Below are 19424 nucleotides of genomic sequence, written 5' to 3' on the forward strand. Positions count from 1 at the left end.
TCGCCCCGTTTTTTGCGGTCTTATATGTAATCAATTACATTACATTTATTTGGGAGAATCGACATGACGCAACCGTCTTTGAATATCGCGCTGTTCGGCGCAACGGGCATGATCGGCTCGCGCATCGCGGCCGAAGCGGCGCGACGCGGGCATCGCGTGACCGCGCTGTCGCGCCGTCCGGGCGCGGCCGGCGACGGCATCACCGCGAAAGCGGCCGACCTGTTCGATCCGGCAAGCGTCGCGGCCGCGCTGCCGGGCCACGACGTCGTGGCGAGCGCGTACGGTCCGAAGCAGGACGATGCGGCGAACGTCGTCGCGGCCGTGAAGGCGCTGGTCGAGGGCGCTCGTCGCGCCGGGCTCAAACGCGTGGTCGTCGTCGGCGGCGCCGGTTCGCTCGAGGTCGCACCCGGCAAGCAGCTCGTCGACACCGAAGGGTTTCCGGCCGAGTACAAGGCGGTCGCGCTCGCGCACCGCGACGCGCTCGATTATCTGAAGACCGTCGACGATCTCGACTGGACGTTCTTCGCGCCGGCCGCGCTGATCGCGCCGGGCGAGCGCACCGGCACGTTCCGCACCGGCACCGGCAAGCTGATCGTCGATGCGAACGGCGACAGCCGGATTTCTGCCGAAGACTACGCGGTCGCGTTCGTCGATGCGCTCGAGCAGCGCCGGTTCGTGCGCGAGATCGCGACGGTCGCGTACTGAGCCGTGCGCCGGCCGGCGGCGTGCGGCCGCCGGCGCCGGTTCGCGGCATCGAGGCCGCGCCGATCGCGCGGATACGCGCGCGTATTCGTCCGATCGGTGTTTATCCCGGTCGACGCGGCCGACCGGATTGCATATCGTTCCCCGTCATAGACGATGCATAGAATAAATTTCTATCGGCAGGGGACTCGAGAAATGGATGCAATCGACCGCAAGCTGCTGGAACTGTTGCAGACCGACGCGACGTTGCCGATTGCAGAACTCGCGCAACGCGTGAATCTGTCGCAGACGCCGTGCTGGAAGCGCGTGCAGCGGCTGAAGGAAACGGGCGCGATCCGCGCGCAGGTCGCGCTCTGCGATCCGCGCAAGCTCGGTGTCGGCACAACCGTGTTCGTCGCGATCCGCACGAACCAGCACACCGAGGAGTGGGCGCAGCGTTTCACGCAGGCGGTGCGCGACATGCCGGAGGTGGTCGAGGTGTATCGGATGAGCGGCGAGACCGACTATCTGCTGCGCGTCGTCGTGGCCGGCATCGACGATTACGATCGCGTCTACAAACAATTGATCCGCACGGTGCCGCTCTTCGACGTGAGCTCGTCGTTCGCGATGGAGCAGATCAAGTATTCGACCGCGCTGCCGGTGCGCGATCTCGCGGAGCCTGCCTAGCGTCGGCGCGTATCGCCCGCCGTATCGTCCGCCGTACGGCGCGCCGCCATGCGTTATCGGCCGCGTGCGAGCGCGTGGGCGCGTGCGTCGGCGAGCGCGTCGCGCCGGATGAATTCCGCGACGAACGCGCTGGCCGGATGATGATGCAGCGCGTACGGCGTATCCCACTGCGCGAGCCGGCCGTCGTGCATCACGCCGATCCGGTCGGCGATCGCAAACGCTTCGGCCTGGTTGTGCGTGACCAGGATTGCGGTGTGGCCTGTCCGCTTCAGGATGTCGCGCAGCTCGAACGCGAGCCGTTCGCGCGTATCGACATCGAGATTCGAAAACGGCTCGTCGAGCAGCAGCAGTTCCGGCGACGGCGCGAGCGCGCGGGCAAGCGCGACGCGCTGCTGCTGACCGCCCGACAGTTCGTGCGGATACGTATTGCCCGAGTCGGCGAGACCGACGAGTGCGAGCATGTCGGCCACGCGTGCGCGCCGTGCCTGCTTGGGCAGGCGCCGCAGCCCGAACGCGACGTTGTCGGCCGCGCTCAGATGCGGAAACAACGCATAGTCCTGGAACATCATCCCGATGCGCCGCCGCTCGGGCGGCACGTCGAACGACGGCGTCGCGACGCTCGCGCCGTCGAGCACGATGCGCCCCGCGCGCAGCGGTTCGAACCCCGCGATCGCGCGCAGCACGGTCGTCTTTCCGCACCCCGATGCGCCGAGCAGGCAGCCGATCTCGCCGCGCGGCAGCGCGAGGCTGAGCCCGTCGACCACCGTGCGGCGGCCCTGCGGCGTGTCGTATTCGATGGACAGCGTGTCGAGTTCGAGCAGATTCACAGTGTCAGGCTCCGATCTTGTGACGGGTGCGTGCGAGCAGGATCACGGGCACGAGCCCGGCCAGCACGATCGCGAGCGCGGCGACCGCGCCTTCCTCGTAGGTGCCGCGCGCGGCTTCGGCATAGAGCCAGGTCGCGAGCGTGTCGAAGTTCAGCGGACGCAGCAGCAATGTGGCCGGCAGTTCCTTCATCGCGTCGACGAATACCAGCAGCGCGCTCGTCGTGAGGGCGGGCCGCAGCAGCGGCAGATGCACGCGCCGCAGCGCGCCGGCCGCCGTCTCGCCGAGCGAGCGCGCGGCTTGTTCGAGCGACGGCGGAATGCGCGCAAGGCCCGCTTCGACGTTGCCGGCCGCGATCGCGAGAAAGCGCACCGTATAGGCGATGACGAGCGCCGCCGCCGAGCCGATCAGCCACAGTCCGTCGCGGCCGAGCATCGTGCCGAACAGCCGATCGACGGCGCCGAGCGGCGTGAGCAGACCGATCGCGAGCACGGTGCCGGGCACCGCATAGCCGAGGCTCGCGATCCGCGCGCCGAGGCGCGCGACGCCTGCGCGCATGCTGTCGCGCTGCGCGCGCGCGGCCCACGCGACGATCAATCCGCATGCGAGCGTCGCGACGGTCGCGGCGGCCGCGATCGTCAGCGTGTTCGCGAGCCCGTCGAGCAACTGCGCGGAGACGCCGCCGACCTGATGCAGCCGCTTGGCCGTCTCGACCGCGAGATAGGCGGCCGGCGCGCCGAAACCGAGCAGCACCGGCAGCCAGCCGAGCACGGCCGCCGTGCAGCCGGCCGCGCCCGTGAGCCGGCGCGGCGCGAGCGGCCGCATCCTGCGGCCGTGCGCATAGCGCTGGCGACGGCGTCCGTAGCGTTCGAGCGCGATCATCGCGACGACGACGGCGAGCATCGCGAGCGCGATTTGCGCAGCGCCCGCGAGATCCGAGCGTGTGATCCAGGTCGTATAGACGGACACGGTGAGCGTCTGCACGCCGAGGAATTCGGATGCGCCGATGTCGTTCAGCGTCTCCAGCAGCGCGAGGCTCACGCCGACCGCGATCGCGGGCCGCGCAAGCGGCATGACGACGCGCCAGAACGTCGCGACGCGACCCGCGCCGAGCGTGCGCGCCGCTTCGAGGAGGCTCGCCGACTGCGTGACGAACATCGCGCGCGTGCTCAGATACACGTACGGATACAGCACGAAGCCGAGCACGAACACGGCGCCCGGCAGCGAGCGCAGGTCGGGCAGCCGGAACTGTCGCGGGCTGTCGAAGCCGAGCAGCCAGCGGACCGCGCTCTGCACGGGGCCGATCGGATGCAGCAGATCGAGATACGCGAACGCGACGATGTAGGTGGGTACCGCGAGCGGCAGCAGCAGCGCCCACGTGAGCGTGCGGCGGCCGGGGAAGTCGTAGGCGGTGACGAGCCACGCGCAGCCGGTGCCGACGATCGACACGATCGTGCCGACGCCGGCAAGCAGCAACAGCGTATTGGCAAGCGCCTGCGGCAGCACGAATGCGGCGAGATGCCGCCAGTGCGCGAGATCGGCGTCGAACGCAGCCGCGACGAGCGCCGCGAGCGGCGCGGCAACCGCCGCCGCGATCGCGAGCGCAGCGAACGTCCACACGCCGCGCGCGCGCAGCAGAAAAGGCGGCCGTCGCGACCGGCCGCGGGCCGCGACGAAGCTCCGATCAGTTGTCAAAGCCGACCTTGTCGACGAGCTGGCTTGCCTGCTTGCGGTGCTTCGCGATTTCGGTCAGCGGCAGCGGATCGACCTTCAGCTGACCGAAGCTCGCGATCACCGGATCGAGCGTCACGTTCGCGCGCACCGGGTATTCGTAGTTCGCCTGCGCATAGAGCGCCTGCGCTTGCGGCGATACCAGGTATTCGAGCAGCTTGACCGCGTTGGCCTTGTTCGGCGCATGCTTCGCGACCGTCGCGCCGCTGATGTTGACGTGCGTGCCGCCGCTCTTCGCATTCGCGAACGTCGGCCGCACGACCTTGATCGCATCGCCCCATTTGCGCGCATCGGTGCCCGGTTCGGCGTTCTTCATGTGGCCGACGTAATAGGCGTTCGCGAGACCGACGTCGCAGATGCCGCCGAGGATGTCGCGCGCGACGTCGCGATCGCCGCCCGTCGCCTTGCGCGCGAGATTCGCCTTCACGCCGCGCAGCCATTTTTCGGTGGCCGCCTCGCCGTCGTGCGCGATCATCGCGGCGACGAGTGCGGTGTTGTACGGATGCTGGCCCGAGCGGATGCAGACTTTGCCTTTCCATTTCGGATCGGCGAGATCCTCGTAGCGGAACGCGTCGACTTTCAGATCCTTCTCGACGTACAGCACGCGGTCGCGCAGCGACAGCGCGTACCAGTCGCCCTGCGCGCCGCGCAGGTTGGCCGGGACCGCCTCGTCGAGCGCCTTCGAGCGGATCGGCTGCGTGAGGCCGCCGTCGACGAGATCGAGCAGATTGCCGATGTCGACCGTCATCAGCACGTCGGCCGGCGATTGTGCACCTTCGGCCTTCACGCGTTCGAGCAGCCCGTCCTTCACGAACACGGTGTTCACCTTGACGCCGCTCTGCTTCGTGAACGCGTCGAGGAGCGGCTGGATCAGCTTCGGCTCGCGGGTGGTGTACAGGCTCACTTCATCGGCCGCATGGGCAAGCGGCGCGAACGCGGTCGCGGCGAAGGCGAGGGTGCCGACGAGCGGCAGCAGGCGGAAACGCGGATTCGACATGAAGACTCCGAAGCGGCAGAGGGACGGTGGACGTTCCGGACGCGCGTGCCGCTCGATCGCCCGAAACATTACAAAATGAAAGACTTGGATTCTAGATCGAAATGGGAATGATTATCAAATGAAAGCTTTCGGCAAGGCGGCGACGGATCGGGAGGGCGGCGTGGCTGCGAGACGGCGAACGGGCGGCGCTGCACGCCGCGCCCAAGCGCGTAGAATGCGCGCTTCGACGAATTCGACGGAGCCGCAGCGACCATGAAGGATCAGCGCAAGAAGAACCCTGTCCGCAACGTGAGCATCCTGATCATCGTGGCCGTGCTGCTCGTGATCGGGACGATTCTGTACAACGCGATCTCGCAGAAGCGCGCGTACGACGACGCGCATCCGGCCGAGGCCGCGAGCGCGGCGTCGCACTGACACGGCGGCGCGCGTTCGCTGCGCGCCGCTCGTGGACGAAGGAAGAGGAGCGGCGGTGCCGCAACGCCGCTCGGCGGATGCGGCACCGCGCGGGCGGTGCGCCGGAGCCGGCGCGCCGCGTGGCGGTATCAGCGGTGCGTCAACGTGACGCGGCCGCGAAACGCGGACGAATCCGCACGTAGAACACGGCTGCGAGCAACGCGAGCCAGATCGCGCCGACGTAGAGCGCCACGCGCGTCTCGTCGAACCAGCCGAGCATCACGATCACGAAGGCCATGAAGGCGATCGTCAGTGCGGGCGCGACCGGCCACAGCGGCACCTTGAACTTCAGCGCCGCGACTTCCGCGGCCGGCAGGCGACGGCGCATCGCGACCTGCGACAGCAGGATCATGAGCCAGACCCATACGGTCGCGAACGTCGCGATCGCGGCCACCATCAGAAACACGTCCTTCGGCATCAGGTAGTTCAGCAGCACGCCGATCAGCAGGGCACCGGCCATCACGAGCACCGTGACCCACGGCACGCCGTGCCGCGACGTCGTCATCAGCACGCGCGGCGCCTGGCCTTGCCGCGCCATGCCGAACATCATCCGGCCGGCGCCGAAGATGTCGCTGTTGATCGCGGAAATCGCCGCGCTGATTACGACGAGGTTGAGGATCGTCGCGGCCGACTTCACGCCCAGCGTCGAGAAGATCTGTACGAACGGGCTGCCTTCGGCCCCGACGCCGGTCCACGGGCTGATCGACATCAGCACGACCATCGTCAGCACGTAGAACAGCAGGATCCGCGCGGGCACCGCGTTGATCGCGCGCGGGATCACGCGCTCCGGATCCTTGGCCTCGCCGGCGCTCATGCCGATCACCTCGATGCCGCCGTACGCGAAGATCACGACCGACAGCGACGCGATCAAGCCGCCGATGCCGTTCGGCAGGAAGCCGCCGTGGTTCCACAGATTCGCGAAGCTCGGCGCGTCGGCCGAATGACCGAAATGCATGCCGGCGATCAGGATCGCGACGCCGCCGCCGATCATCGCGAAGATCGCACCGACCTTGACGATCGACAGCCAGAATTCGAGTTCGCCGAATACCTTCACGTGGCAGAGGTTCAGCCCGCAGATCACGGCCACGACGCCGAGCACCCAGATCCACTGCGGGACGCCGGGAAACCAGAAGCCCATGTAGATGCCGAACGCGGTGATGTCGGCGATCGCGACGATCACCATTTCGAGCGTGTAGGTCCAGCCGGTGACGAAGCCTGCAAACGGCCCGAGATTCTCGGTCGCGTAGTGGCCGAACGATCCGGCGACCGGGTCGCGCACGGCCATCTCGCCGAGCGCGCGCATCACCATGTAGACGGCCGCGCCGCCGAGGATGTACGCCAGGATCACGGCCGGGCCCGCGAGCTGGATCGCGGACGCCGAGCCGTAGAACAGACCGGTGCCGATCGCCGAGCCCAGCGCGAGAAAGCGGATGTGCCGCGCGCTCAGGTGGCGCTGCAGATTCTTCATCGAGTCTCCGAAATCGTTGTCCGACCGAGCGGGCGCGATGGCTCGCCGGATCGAGTTGTATATACAACTTGAATGTGAACGAATGATAACAAGCGCGGACCGACAACCGGAATCGGGTATTCCCTGACCGGTGCGGCGCGGCGAACCGGTCAGGGGATGTGCGCGAACGGTGTGGTCGGTGCGTAGACGGCGGTGCGGCACGTGCGGCAGCGCGAGGCGTGTGCGGAAGGACACGTTGGCAGAGGACGCGCCGGTGCCAGGACTCGCCCGGCAGCACGCCGCGCCGGCAGCCGATGAGCGGTAAGCGGTAAACGACGCGCGGCCGGCCGCGGCCGCACGGATCATGCAGGCAGCCGGATCACGCTCGCATCCTTGCGGATCAGCAGCGACGACGCGAGCATCTGCTTGCACTGATGCGCGAGCACCTTGAGGTCGTAGGTCAGATCGGCATCGACCGCGTCGGATTGCTCGGCGGACACGACCATCGCATCAAGGTCGCGCGTGATCTGCTTCGTCGCTTCAAGCTGGTCGGCCGGCGGCGGCTCGCCGGCTTCGGCCTTCTTCAGGTTCTCGAGCACGGCGGCGAGACCGCGCTGCAACGCGTCGTCCTGCGGGATGCTGCCGTCGGCCGCGCACGCGGCGCGGATCAGCGGCGCGGCGGCCGTGATCTGTGCGCCGAGCACATGCGTCTGCACGAGCAGGTCGTTCAGCTCGGGCACGAAGCGCTGGTGCGCCTTCGGCTCGATCATCATCCGCTGGAAGGCCTGCCCGAGATTCGCGAACGCGATATGCACGTCCTTGCGCGCGAGCCGATAGCGATAGTCGTCGTCGAGGCTCGTGGACGGCGCCTCGATCGCCGCAGCCACGCCGGGCACGACCGCCGCGCCGTCGGCCACAGGCACGGCCGGCGGTGACGCGCCGCGCCCCGCGCGCCACACGGCTTCGAAATACTTGCGCGTCGCCGTCAGCATGTCGGCGACGAGCTTGCCCATCAGCCGGTATTCCCAGTACGGGAACAGCCGGCTTGCGGCGATCGCGATCATGCAGCCGACGACGGTATCGATGGCGCGCTCGCCGATGATGCGCATGTTGCCCGGTGCGAGCAGGTGGAACATCAGCAGCACGTAGGACGACGTGAACACGACGCTCGCCGCGTAATTGAACAGCAGCAGGCTGTAGCTCATCACCATCGAGCCGAACATCATCGCGATCAGCAGACGCGAGTCCTTGACCGTGTAGATGAGCGCGAGGCTCGCCGCGCAGCCGATCAGCGTGCCGATGATCCGCTGTGCGTTGCGCTGCTTGGTCAGCGAGTAGCCGGGCTTCAGGATGATGATGCTCGTCATCACGATCCAGTACGCGTTCGTGAGCGGCAGCAGGCGGCCGAGCCAGAACCCGACCGCCACCGCGATCGTCACGCGCAGCGCGTGGCGAAAGCTCGGCGAGCGCATGTTCAGGTTCGAGAAGATCAGCAGCGGCGACATTCGGCGGCGCTGCAGGAAGCGCGTGAGCGCCTTGTCGATCTTCAGCTCCGTCTGCTGCGGATCGGCATGGCCGGACAGGTTGCGGCGCATGCGATCGATCAGCCGCGTCCCGCTCCAGATGCGCCGGAACGTCGCGAGCACGGCCGCGTACGCTTCCGCGTGCGTCGCCGGGAACTGCTTCTTGCGCATCAGCTCGATCTCGTATTCGATCGCGCGCAGTTCGGCCTTCACGCTGATGCGCGCGTGCGGCGCGCGGTTCTCGAGCACCGCGAGGCCGATCTGCTCGAGATCGGCGGCCGCCTTGCGGATCAGGTCGCGGTAGAAAATGATCAGGTCCGATCCGCCGAACGTGTTGCGCATCAGCGGGTAGTCGGTATGCGCGCCGACGAACAGCTCGTGCAGGTCGACGCTGTTGATGAACAGGTTGAACATCGTCGTGCGGCCCGGATCGAGCTTGCCGCGCCGCAGCTTCGGCAGATTGCGCAGCACGATGTCGCGCGCGGTTTCCTGCGTCTCGACCGCGGTGATCTGCTTGGCGACGAGGTTCCGGTAGCACTCGTCGAGATCGGCGTCGAGATCGTAGAACTGCGCGCGCGCGAGCAGGTAGTCCGCGCATGCGAACAGGCTCTCGGCCAGCGCCTGCTGCTCGATGCGGCGCGCCTGCCACTGCGAGACGAGCGTCGCCCAGTACGTGTACCAGAGGCCGCCCGCGAGAATCCATCCGGCATTCACGAACGCCTGCAGCGGCGTGAGCTTTTCTTCGAGCGTCATCACCATCATGAACAGTGTCGCGAAACTGATCTGCGGCCAGCGGTTGCCGTAGACGACGATCAGCGACAGCGCGAACGTGAGCGGCACGATCGTCAGCCACAGCGCGAAGATGTTCGGCGTCGCGAGCCCCGTCGCGAGCGCCGCGAGCCCGCCGATCACGCTGCACGCGAGCATTTCGTTGTGCTTGTACTTCAGCGGGCCCGGCATGTCGACGACGCATGCGCCGAGCGCGCCCGTCGAGATCGTGAAGCCGAGCTCGCGGTTGTGAAACACGATCAGACACAGCACGGCCGGCAACGATACGCCGACTGCGATCCGCAGGCCGCCGAAAAAGTACTGGCTGTAAAGAAACTTTCTGATTTCGACCGAATAGCGCATCGATGGGCTGAATGGCTGACGAAGACGCCCGGGGCGGCGTATTGACTGGCGACGAGTCTATCGTATTTCGCGCGCCGCAAAACCTGGCCGTCCGGCCGATGCTCGCCGCGACGGGCCTTTTGCTATCCTTGGGGAACCCGTTCGCCGGGCTTGTCCGGCCCGACGCTCCAACGTCCTTTCATGCTCCAGCTCTTCTATTCGAATCGCCACGAAACGCTGGCTGACGCGCTGCTCGACGATCTCGCCGCGTTCCCGGCCCGCAACGGCCCGTGGGCGCCGCAGCAGATCATCGTGCCGAGCGCCGCGCTGCGTCGCCGTCTCGAGCTCGACATCGCCGCGCGTCACGGCGTGTGCGCGAATGTCGAGTTCACGTATCTCGCGCAATGGCTGTGGACGCAGATCGGCCGCGTGCTCGACGTGCCCGCGCGTTCGCCGTTCGCGCCCGACCGGCTCGTGTGGCGCTGCTACCGGTTGTTCGCGCAGGCGCCCGAGCATGCGCCGTGGCTTGCGTCGCCGCGGCTGGCCGCGTATCTCGGCGCGTCGGACGACGCGATGCGCTACGAGCTCGCGCATCGCGTCGCCACCGTGCTCGACCATTACCTGACCTATCGTCCCGAATGGCTGGCCGCCTGGCAGGCCGGCGAATCGGTGCTCGCGGCCGACGGCGCGCCGCGCGCGATCGGCGAGGCCGCACGCGACGACGAGCGCTGGCAGGCTGCGCTGTGGCGCGCGCTGCTCGCGGAGCTGAGCGACAGCGGCGCGCCGCCTGCGCATCGTTTTCTCGTCGGCGCGCGGCAGATCGATGCCGACGCGATCTCACGAATCGACTGGCCCGAGTCGGTCAGCGTGTTCGCGCTGCCGACGATGCCGCCGCTGCACATCGCGCTGCTGCGCGAGCTGTCGCGCTGGATCGACGTGCGCGTGTACGCGCTGAATCCGTGCCGCGAATTCTGGTTCGACATCGTGACGGCCGCGCATGCAGAAGCGCTCGATGCGGCCGGCCGGCTCGACTATCAGGAAGTCGGCCATCCGCTGCTCGCGGAGTGGGGCAGGCAGACGCAGGCGCAGCTGCACATGCTGCACGAGCTGACCGAAAGCGCGGCGCTCGGCGATGCGTCGCGGTTCGTCGAGAATCCCGCGCCGACCTGGCTCGCGCGCGTACAGAACGCGATCCTCGATCTGCAGCCGGAAGCCGCGCTCGGCGAGCCGCCTGCCGAACGCGGGATCGAGGTGCACGTGTGCCACAGCCTCGCGCGTCAGCTCGAGGTGCTGCACGACCGTCTGCTCGGCTGGTTCGACGCCGATTCGAGCCTGCAGCCGTCCGACGTGCTGGTCGCGGTGGCCGATCTCGCGGCGGCCGGGCCGCTGATCGACGCGGTGTTCGGCACCGCCGGCCCCGGCGGCGCACGCATCCCGTATCGGATCACCGGGCTGCCGCCGTCGCAGGCGAACCCGGTCGCGCGCGTGCTGCTCGACTGGCTCGCGCTGCCCGAACGTCAGGTCGGCGCGCCCGAGCTCGTCGAATGGCTGCGCGTCGATGCGGTGGCCGCGCGCTACGGGATCGACGCGAGCGCGCTCGAAACGGTGCAGACCTGGCTCGCGGCTGCCGGTGCGCGGCGCGGGCTCGCGCCGGTCGCGCATGACGACGCGGCCGTGCCGACGCCGCGCCACACGTTCTCCGATGCGCTGGCGCGCCTCTTTCTCGGTTACGCGATGCCGGACGGCGCAGCGCCGGTCGGCGCGTGGCTGCCGATCGAAGCGGCAACCGGCAGCGAAGCGGAACTGCTCGGCCGGCTCGCGCGCTTCACCGACGATCTCGACGGTTTCGCGCGGCGGCTCGCCGACGCGCATACGCCGCGCGGCTGGAGCGAACTGTTCGCCGACACGCTCGCGCGCTTCTTCGATTCCGGCGCCGCGTATGCGGACGCGCTTGCCGGCGTGCGCGACGCGCTCGACGCGATGCTCGCCGCGATGACCGAAGGCGCGGCCGACGAAGCGCTGCCCGCGGCCGTCGTGCGCGCGGGGCTCGCGGCGGCGCTCGACGATCCGGCGCGCGGCGGCGTGCCGTGGGGCGGCGTCACGTTCTCGTCGCTGACGAGCCTGCGCGGCCTGCCGTATCGGATCGTCTGTCTGCTCGGCATGGACGACGGCGTGCTGCCGAGCCTCGCGCGCGCCGACGAGTTCGACCTGATGGCCGTGCTGCCGAAGCTCGGCGACCGTCAGCGCCGCGACGACGAGCGCAATCTGTTCCTCGACCTGCTGCTCGCCGCACGCGACCGGCTGCTGATCGCATACACGGGGCGCAGCATTCGCGACAACGCGCCATTGCCGCCCGCGGCGCTCGTCGACGAATTGCTCGATCACCTCGCGCTCGTCACGGCCGGCCCGAACGCGGCGCCGGAGGCGGTCGACGCCGCGCGCCGCGCGTTCATCGTCGAGCATCCGCTGCAACCGTTCGCGGCTGCCTATTTCCGGCCCGACAGCACGATGGCGTCGTACGATGCCGAGCGCGCGGCGCTGGCCTCGCTGCTCGCGGGCGACGCGTCGCGCGACGGGCCGCGCGAGCAGCCGTTCTTCGCGCAGCCGCTGCCGGCCGAGCCGGCGGAGCCGGTGCCGTTCGGCGAATTCGAGCGCTTCTGGCGTCATCCGGCGCGCGCGCTGCTGCGTGCGCGGCTCGGCATCGTGCTCGCCGATGCGCAGGCCGAGCTGCTCGACACCGAACCGTTCGCGCTCGACTTCGCGGGCAGCGATGCGCTCGCGGAGCGCGTGCTGCCGCTGCTGATCGAATCGGACGAAGCGGCCGCGCACGATCATGCGCTGCGTATCGCGGACGCGAGCCCCGAACTGCCGGGCGGCGCGACCGGCGCCGTGTGGCGCGACCAGGCGCTCGGCTCGCTCGCGCAGCTCGCCTCGAGCGTGCGCCGCGCGCTTGCCGACGGCATCGAGCGGCGCCCGTTCTCGCTGGCGTTCGCGCCCGCGTGGCCGCAGGCCGAGCACGCGCTGTTCGGCGCCGACAGCGAGGCGCTCGCGCGCGACGCGACGCGCGCGCCGTTCGAGCTGCAGGGCACGCTGAACCGGCTGACGCAAGCCGGACAGATCATCTATCGCTATGCAAAGCCGAGCGCGCGCGACTATCTGTCCGCGTGGCTGGCACATCTCGTCTATTGCGCCGTCGAACCCGACGGGCCGCGTCGTACGCTGTGGTTCGGCAGCGGCGGTGCATTCGAGCTGACGCCGGTCGCCGCGCCGCTCGATCGGCTGGCGCCGCTGGCCGCGCTGTTTCGCGCGGGCCGCCGGATGCCGCTGCGTTTTTTCCCGCGCAGCGCCTGGGCGCGCGTGACCGACGGCGAAGCGAAGGCCGCGAGCGTGTGGATCAACGAGCGCGTCGCGAGCGAGGCCGACGATCCGGCCATCGCGATCGCCTGGCGCGGCGCGCAGCCGTCGCTCGACGAGCCGTTCGGCACGCTGGCGCGGCTCGTGTTCGAGCCGCTCGTCGAACATTTGAAGGAGGTCGCATGAGCGCCGCTTCGCCATCGCAGCCGGCGCTCGAACTCGACGTGTTCGCGTGTCCGCTCGACGGCGTGAACCAGATCGAGGCATCTGCCGGCACCGGCAAGACATGGAACATCTGCGCGCTGTACGTGCGGCTGCTGCTCGAGCAGGATCTCGGCGCCGACCAGATCCTCGTCGTCACGTTTACGAAGGCGGCGACCGCCGAGCTGCACGAGCGGATTCGCGGCCGGCTTGCGCAGCTCGCGCATGCGCTCGACACGGGCGACGACGGCGGCGATCCGTTCGTCGCGAAGCTGTTCGAGACGACGCTCGCCGCGGGCGGTCCGCTCGATACCGCGACGGCGGCCAAGCGTATTCGCCGCGCGCTGCGCGCGTTCGACCAGGCGGCGATCCACACGATCCACGCGTTCTGCCAGCGGGCGTTGCAGGAAGCGCCGTTCGCGGCCGCGATGCCGTTCGCGTTCGAGATGGAAGCGGACGACGCGTCGCTGCGCTTCGAGCTCGCAGCCGATTTCTGGCGCACGCGCGTCGAACCGACGGCGGCGCGCTGGCCCGGTTTCGCCGCCTGGCTCGTGCAGTCGGGCGCGGGGCCGGCCGCGCTCGATGCGCAACTCGCGCGCCGCTTGAAGAAGCCGCTCGCCGCGCTGCGCTGGGACGGCGTCGCCGAGCCCGACGACTCGGCCGACGCCGCGGCGGCAGAATGCTTCGCGGAAGCGGCGCGTCTCTGGGAAGCCGAGCGCGACGCGATCGACGCACTGCTGCGTGCCGCGCAGCCGGCGCTGAACCAGCGCTCGCACAAGCCCGACGCGATCGCCGAGGCGTTCGCCGCATGGGGTGCGCATTTCGCGCAGCGCGATGCGGCCGCCGCGTTGCCGAAGGCCGCGCTGAAGCTCACGCGCACCGCACTCGAGAAGGCGACGAAAAAGGGCGGCGCGACGCCCGAGCATCCGTTCTTCGACGTCGCCGACGCGCTCGAAGCGGCCGTCGCAGCCGCCGACGCCGCGCAGCGCGCTCGCTGGCTCGCGCTGATCGCCGAATGGCTCGACACGGCGCCGGCCGAGCTCGCCGAGCGCAAGCGGACGCGGCGCGTCGTGTCGTTCGACGATCTGCTTGCGAACCTGTATCACGCACTGCATGCGCATCCGTGGCTCGCCGACACGCTGCGCGCGCGCTATCCGGCCGCGCTGATCGACGAGTTCCAGGACACCGATCCCTTGCAGTTCGCGATCTTCGACCGGATCTTCGCGCCGGCAGGCCCGCTCTTTCTCGTCGGCGATCCGAAGCAGGCGATCTACAGCTTTCGCGCAGCCGATCTGCATACCTATCTCGCCGCCCGCGCGCGTGCGAGCGCGTGCTACACGCTTGCGGTCAATCAGCGTTCGACGCCGGCGATCGTCGAGGCATGCAACCGCTTTTTCCAGTCGAATCCGCGCGCCTTCGTGTTGGACGGGCTCGACTACTACCCGGTGCGCGCGGGCACGCGCACGCGTGCGCCGTTCGCGGACGAGACCGATCCGGCGCCGTCCGGCGACTTCCGGATCTGGATGCTGCCGGGCGGCGACGGCACGCTGCTCAAGCGCGATGCGCACGCACAGGCCGCACAGGCATGCGCGGCCGAGATCGCGCGGCTGATGCGCGGCGCGCGCGAGGGCCATGTCCGGCTCGGCGAGACGCCGCTGTCGCCGGGCGACATCGCGGTGCTCGTGCAGACGCACCGTCAGGGCAGCCTCGTGAAGCGCGTGCTCGCCGCGTGGGGCATCGGCAGCGTTGAACTTGCGCAGGCGTCGGTATTCTCGACGATCGATGCGGAGCAGCTCGAGCGCGTGCTCGCGGCGATCGATGCGCCCGGCGATCTGCGGCGTCTGCGCGCGGCGCTCGCGTCCGACTGGTTCGGCCTCGACGCCGGCGCACTGTGGCGCATGGAGCAGGGCGACGCCGATGCGCAACACGATGCGGGCGCAACCGATACGGCCGACGCGATGAGCTGGGTCGAGCGGTTTTCCCGCTATCGGCTGCTGTGGCGCGAACGCGGTTTCGCGGTGATGTGGCGCACGTTCGCGCGCGAGTTGCGGATCGCCGAGCGCCTGATGGCCGGCGCGGACGGCGAGCGCCGCGTGACCGACATCAATCATCTGGCCGAACTGACGCAGGCGCGTGCGTCCGCGCAGCCGGGCATCGCGCCGACGCTGCGCTGGCTTGCCGCGCAGCGGCTCGACGGCGGCGGCGAGGAAGCGCAATTGCGGCTCGAATCGGACCGCAATCTCGTGCAGATCGTGACCGTACACAAATCGAAGGGGCTCGAATACGCGATCGTGTTCTGTCCGTTCCTGAACGACGGCGGCTTGCGCGAGCCGCCCGCATCGGCGCTGCCCGATGCGCGCGAGTATCACGACGAAGCGGGCGACGCGGTGCTGCATTACGGCTGCGACGACGAGGCCGCCGCGCACGCGGCGCGCCAGGCATTGCGCGAGCAGGCCGCGGAACGCGCGCGGCTCGTGTACGTGGCGCTCACGCGCGCGGTCTATCGCTGCTATCTGGTCGCCGGGCCTTACCTCTCGTCGCGCTCGACGCGCGAGGCGCGGCGCAGCGTGCTGAACTGGCTCGTCGCCGGCGCGGGCCGGTCGTTCGATGCGTGGCTCGGCGAGCCGCCGGACGATGCCGAACTCGATGCCGCATGGCGCGCGCTCGCGGGCGGCCCGGTCAGCGTCGCGCCGCTGCCGGCGCCCGCACGCCGCGAGCGGCTGCCGGCCGGCCACGATGCGTCGCAGACGCTCGCCGCGCGTCACGCGACGCGCGTGCTGCGCGATGCGTGGCGGATGGCGAGCTTCAGCTCGTTGACTGCGTCGATCGCGCGCGAGGAGGCCGGTGTCGCACCGGTGCCGGACGACGAATTACGGCCGGACCACGACGCGCTCGCGGCGCTCGTGCCGGGCGCCGACATCGGTGCGGCGGCGACCGTCGCGCCGGAACCGCCCGACGACGATATTCTCGTCTTTCCGCGCGGCGCGGCGGCCGGCGAGTGCCTGCACCGGCTGTTCGAGTTGAGCCGTTTCGCGGAGCCCGCATCGTGGCCCGCCGCTGCGCTCGGCGCGTTGCACGATCGTCCCGTCGAAGCCGAGCCCGCGCTTGCCGAGCGGCTGCCGGCGATGATGGTGCGGCTCGTCGACGACGTCGTGCATACCGAGCTCGTTCCCGGGCTGCGGCTCGCCGATCTCGATCCGTCGAAGCGGCTGAACGAAATGGGCTTCCTGTTTCCCGCGCCGTCGCTCGATCTCGGCGCGCTGCGCCGGCTGCTCGTCACGCACGGCTATCCGGACGTCGCGCTGGACGCGGGCACGCTCGCCGGTTTCATCAAAGGTTTCATCGACATGATCGTCGAACATGACGGCCGCTTCTGGATCGTCGACTGGAAGTCGAACCATCTCGGCACGACGCCCGATGCATACGGCCCGCAGGCACTCGACGCCGCGATGGCCGATCATGCTTATCACCTGCAGGCGCTGCTCTATACGGTCGCGCTGCATCGCTATCTGCGCACGCGGCTTGCCGGCTACGACTACGATCGGCACATCGCCGGGTATCTGTACCTGTTCGTGCGCGGCGTGCGGCCCGATTGGCGCAGCGGCGGCGCACCGGCCGGCGTGCATGCGCGGCGCCCGGCGCGCGAGCTCGTCGACGCGCTCGACCGGATGATGGAAGGGGGGGCGGCATGAACGTGTCCGACGATACGCTCGAATTCACCGGCGGCCTTGTCGCGCGGCTGCCCGAGCCGGCGGACTTCGGTATCGCGCTCGCGGAGGGCTTCGCGCGCCGGATCGGCGATCTCGCGCGGCGCGCGGGCGCACCGGCCGAGGCCGCGCGCTGGGCCGCACGCGCGGCCTTCGCGACGAGCCGCGCGACCGCGGCCGGTCACGTCTGCGTGTCGCTCGGTGCGCTCGCGCAGCGCTACGAGGCGACGCTCGACGACGTGCGCGCGGCGCTCGCGGCAAGCGGCGTCGTCGCGTTCGGCACGCTCGTGCGCGGCGACGAGCGGCCGCTGCTCGTCGACCGGCACGATCACCTGTATCTGTCGCGCTATTTCGACTACGAACGGCGTCTTGCCGATGCGCTCGTCGCGCAGGCCGGCGTCGCGCGCGCGGACGATGCGCTGTCGCCCGAGCGCCTGCGCGAGAACCTGACGCGCTATTTCGGTCCGGCGACCGGCGAAGTCGACTGGCAGCGTGTCGCGGCGATCGTCGCGCTGACGGGCCGCGTGACGATCGTCAGTGGCGGCCCCGGCACCGGGAAGACGACGACCGTCGTCGGCGTGCTGGCCTGTCTGCTCGACGCGCATCCGGCGCTGCGCGTTGCGCTCGCCGCGCCGACCGGCAAGGCCGCGCAGCGCATGCAGGAAGCGCTGCACGCGCGGGCCGGCGACCTGCCGCCCGAGCTGGCGGCGCGGCTGCCCGACACGTCGTACACGCTGCACCGGCTGCTCGGCGGCGGCGGTGCGTCGGGCTTTCGCCATCATCGCGACAACCCGCTGCCGTACGACCTGATCGTCGTCGACGAAGCGTCGATGATCGACGTCGCGCTGGCCGCGCATCTGCTCGATGCGCTCGCGCCGGGCGCGCGGCTCGTGCTGCTCGGCGACAAGGATCAGCTTGCGGCGGTCGAGGCGGGCGCGGTGTTCGCGGAATTGAGCGCACGGCCGACGTTTACCGCCGCCGCGCGCACGCGCATCGCGCAGGCGCTGGGGATCGACGAAGCGGCGTTCGTTGCGGCATTGCCGGTGCCGGACGATGGGGCGAGCGAGAACGGAGCGACGTCGGCAGCTTCGCCCGTGGCGTCGCCGCCGCCTACCGCTGCCGCGCGCAAAACGACACGCAAGCGAACGGTCGATGTGCGGCAAGCGTCGCTGTTCGACGACGAACCGCAGGACGATGGCGCCAGGGCGGCCGACAGCGACTCCTCGCCACGATCGTCCACCGACGCCACCAACGCCACGGAGCCGCACGACGCCGCGCCCGCGTGGATCGAAGGCGAGGAACTCGCATGGCTCGATGCTGCCGTGCTGCCGCCGCTCGACGCGAACGCGATGGCGCTCGCGTCGACGCCCGCAGCGGCGGCGTCGGCACGCATCGAAGCGACTGCACCGTCGCCCGCCGCGTCCGCGCCCGCGCCGCTGGCCGACTGCGTCGTCTGGCTCGAACGCAATTACAGGTTCGGGCTCGATTCGCCGATCGGCCGGCTGTCGCTTGCGATCCGCCGCGGCGACGTGCAGGCCGCGCTCGATGCGTTGCCCGCCGACGACGCAGCCGCCGCGTCGTTTTACGAAGATGCAGGGGATATGCTCGCCGCGGCGACGATCGACCGGCTCGCGCGGCGGTTCGACGCCTATCTCGACGCGCTGCGCACGGCGCTGGCCGCGCCCACACCCGATCCGCTGCCGCTGTTCGACGCACTCAACCGGTTCCGGATCCTCTGCGCGACGCGCAACGGCTCGCGTGGCGCGGAACACGTGAACGCACTCGTCGCCGCGCAGGTGCGGCGCGCCGCGCGCGTGCCGCTCGCGGTCGGTGCGCACTGGTTCACGGGGCGGCCGATCATGGTCACGCGCAACGACTACGCGCTCGGCCTCTTCAACGGCGACATCGGAATTGCGCTGCCCGATGCGAACGGCGTGCTGCGCGTGTGGTTCCGCCGCGCGGACGACACCGCGCGTGCGGTGTCGCCAGCCGCGCTGCCGCCGCACGAGACGGCGTTTGCGCTGACGGTCCACAAGTCGCAGGGCTCCGAGTTCGACGAGGCCGCGCTGGTGCTGCCGGCATCGTTCGGTCGCGTGCTGACGCGCGAACTCGTCTATACCGCCGTCACGCGCGCGCGCACGCGCGTGGAGGTGATCGGGTCGCGGCACGTGCTCGCGCAGGCAGTCGCGGCCCGCACGCAGCGCGATTCGGGCCTGTCGGCACGCGTCGACGAAGCGCTCGCGCGACGTCGCGCGGAGGCGGCGCGATGATGATCCGCTACACGCTCGATCCGGCCGACGTCGAATGGACGGCCGTGCGCGCGCAAGGCGCGGGCGGGCAGAACGTGAACAAGGTGTCGAGCGCGATTCATCTGCGCTTCGATATTCGCGTGTCGTCGTTGCCGCCGGTGCTGAAGGAGCGGCTGCTCGCGCTGTCCGACCAGCGGATCACGCGCGACGGCGTCGTGGTGATCAAGTCGCAGGAATACCGGACGCAGGACAAGAACCGCGAAGCCGCGCTCGCGCGGCTCGATGCGCTGATTCGCAGCGTCGCGTTCACGCCGCGCGCGCGGATCGCGACGCGGCCGACCCGCGCGTCGAAGGAGCGTCGGCTCGAGCACAAGGCGCGCCGTAGCGCGGTGAAGTCGGGGCGCGGCAAGATCGTCGACTGAGCGGCGGCGCAAGCGCGCCCATCGCGCCATCGAACGC

12 protein-coding genes are annotated in these 19424 nt (G+C 69.8%); 7 read left to right on the top strand and 5 right to left on the bottom strand.

Annotated elements, in window-relative coordinates; translation table 11 throughout:
- Positions 1–63: 63 nt before the first annotated feature.
- Together NP80_RS18905 and NP80_RS18910 are read left to right on the top strand one after the other, a co-directional pair.
- On the top strand, positions 64–705 hold the full coding sequence (locus NP80_RS18905; protein ID WP_035947363.1) for an NAD(P)-dependent oxidoreductase: 642 nt from the start codon (positions 64–66) through the stop codon (positions 703–705).
- 192 nt (positions 706–897) lie between these two features.
- Positions 898–1368, top strand: coding sequence for an Lrp/AsnC family transcriptional regulator (locus NP80_RS18910; protein WP_006401179.1), 471 nt, complete (start codon positions 898–900; stop codon positions 1366–1368).
- 53 nt (positions 1369–1421) lie between these two features.
- Here NP80_RS18910 and NP80_RS18915 read toward each other — a convergent pair whose 3' ends face one another.
- Genes NP80_RS18915 through NP80_RS18925 form a run of 3 tightly spaced genes read right to left on the bottom strand, consistent with a single transcriptional unit; the run spans position 1422 to position 4921 of the window.
- Positions 1422–2195 carry an ABC transporter ATP-binding protein gene (locus NP80_RS18915; RefSeq protein WP_006410734.1) on the bottom strand — a complete coding sequence of 258 codons (774 nt, stop codon included), beginning with the start codon at positions 2193–2195 and terminating at the stop codon, positions 1422–1424.
- 4 nt (positions 2196–2199) lie between these two features.
- A complete protein-coding gene (locus tag NP80_RS18920) occupies positions 2200–3888 on the bottom strand; it encodes an ABC transporter permease (protein WP_006401177.1) in 1689 nt (562 codons plus the stop codon).
- On the bottom strand, positions 3878–4921 hold the full coding sequence (locus tag NP80_RS18925; protein WP_006401176.1) for a Fe(3+) ABC transporter substrate-binding protein: 1044 nt from the start codon (positions 4919–4921) through the stop codon (positions 3878–3880). Before NP80_RS18925 ends, NP80_RS18920 begins: the two co-directional genes overlap by 11 nt.
- 252 nt (positions 4922–5173) lie before the next feature.
- Between NP80_RS18925 and NP80_RS31450 the strand changes: the two genes are divergently transcribed.
- Positions 5174–5335: a hypothetical protein gene (locus NP80_RS31450; RefSeq protein ID WP_006407531.1), complete on the top strand. Its 162-nt coding sequence runs from the start codon at positions 5174–5176 to the stop codon at positions 5333–5335.
- Between the two features lie 139 nt (positions 5336–5474).
- Here the strand turns inward: NP80_RS31450 and NP80_RS18930 are convergent, their stop codons facing one another.
- Positions 5475–6842 (bottom strand): amino acid permease, encoded by a 1368-nt coding sequence (locus NP80_RS18930; RefSeq protein ID WP_006407530.1) that lies wholly within the window; start codon positions 6840–6842, stop codon positions 5475–5477.
- 341 nt (positions 6843–7183) lie between these two features.
- Positions 7184–9475, bottom strand: a complete 2292-nt coding sequence (locus tag NP80_RS18935; protein ID WP_006407529.1) for an FUSC family protein — start codon at positions 9473–9475, stop codon at positions 7184–7186.
- Positions 9476–9655: 180 nt separating this feature from the next.
- Between NP80_RS18935 and recC the strand changes: the two genes are divergently transcribed.
- Genes recC through arfB form a run of 4 tightly spaced genes read left to right on the top strand, consistent with a single transcriptional unit; the run spans position 9656 to position 19387 of the window.
- On the top strand, positions 9656–12994 hold the full coding sequence (gene recC, locus NP80_RS18940) for an exodeoxyribonuclease V subunit gamma (protein WP_006407528.1): 3339 nt from the start codon (positions 9656–9658) through the stop codon (positions 12992–12994).
- The gene (gene recB / locus NP80_RS18945; protein ID WP_006401171.1) at positions 12991–16701 is read left to right on the top strand and encodes an exodeoxyribonuclease V subunit beta; all 3711 of its coding nucleotides are present in this window, start codon (positions 12991–12993) and stop codon (positions 16699–16701) included. The genes recC and recB overlap by 4 nt, the downstream gene beginning before the upstream one ends.
- Positions 16698–18986 (top strand): AAA family ATPase, encoded by a 2289-nt coding sequence (locus tag NP80_RS18950; RefSeq protein WP_006401170.1) that lies wholly within the window; start codon positions 16698–16700, stop codon positions 18984–18986. Before recB ends, NP80_RS18950 begins: the two co-directional genes overlap by 4 nt.
- Positions 18983–19387, top strand: a complete 405-nt coding sequence (gene arfB / locus NP80_RS18955; RefSeq protein WP_006412006.1) for an alternative ribosome rescue aminoacyl-tRNA hydrolase ArfB — start codon at positions 18983–18985, stop codon at positions 19385–19387. The genes NP80_RS18950 and arfB overlap by 4 nt, the downstream gene beginning before the upstream one ends.
- Positions 19388–19424: the final 37 nt, after the last annotated feature.

Source organism: Burkholderia multivorans ATCC BAA-247, assembly GCF_000959525.1.
Classification (GTDB): Bacteria; Pseudomonadota; Gammaproteobacteria; order Burkholderiales; family Burkholderiaceae; genus Burkholderia; species Burkholderia multivorans.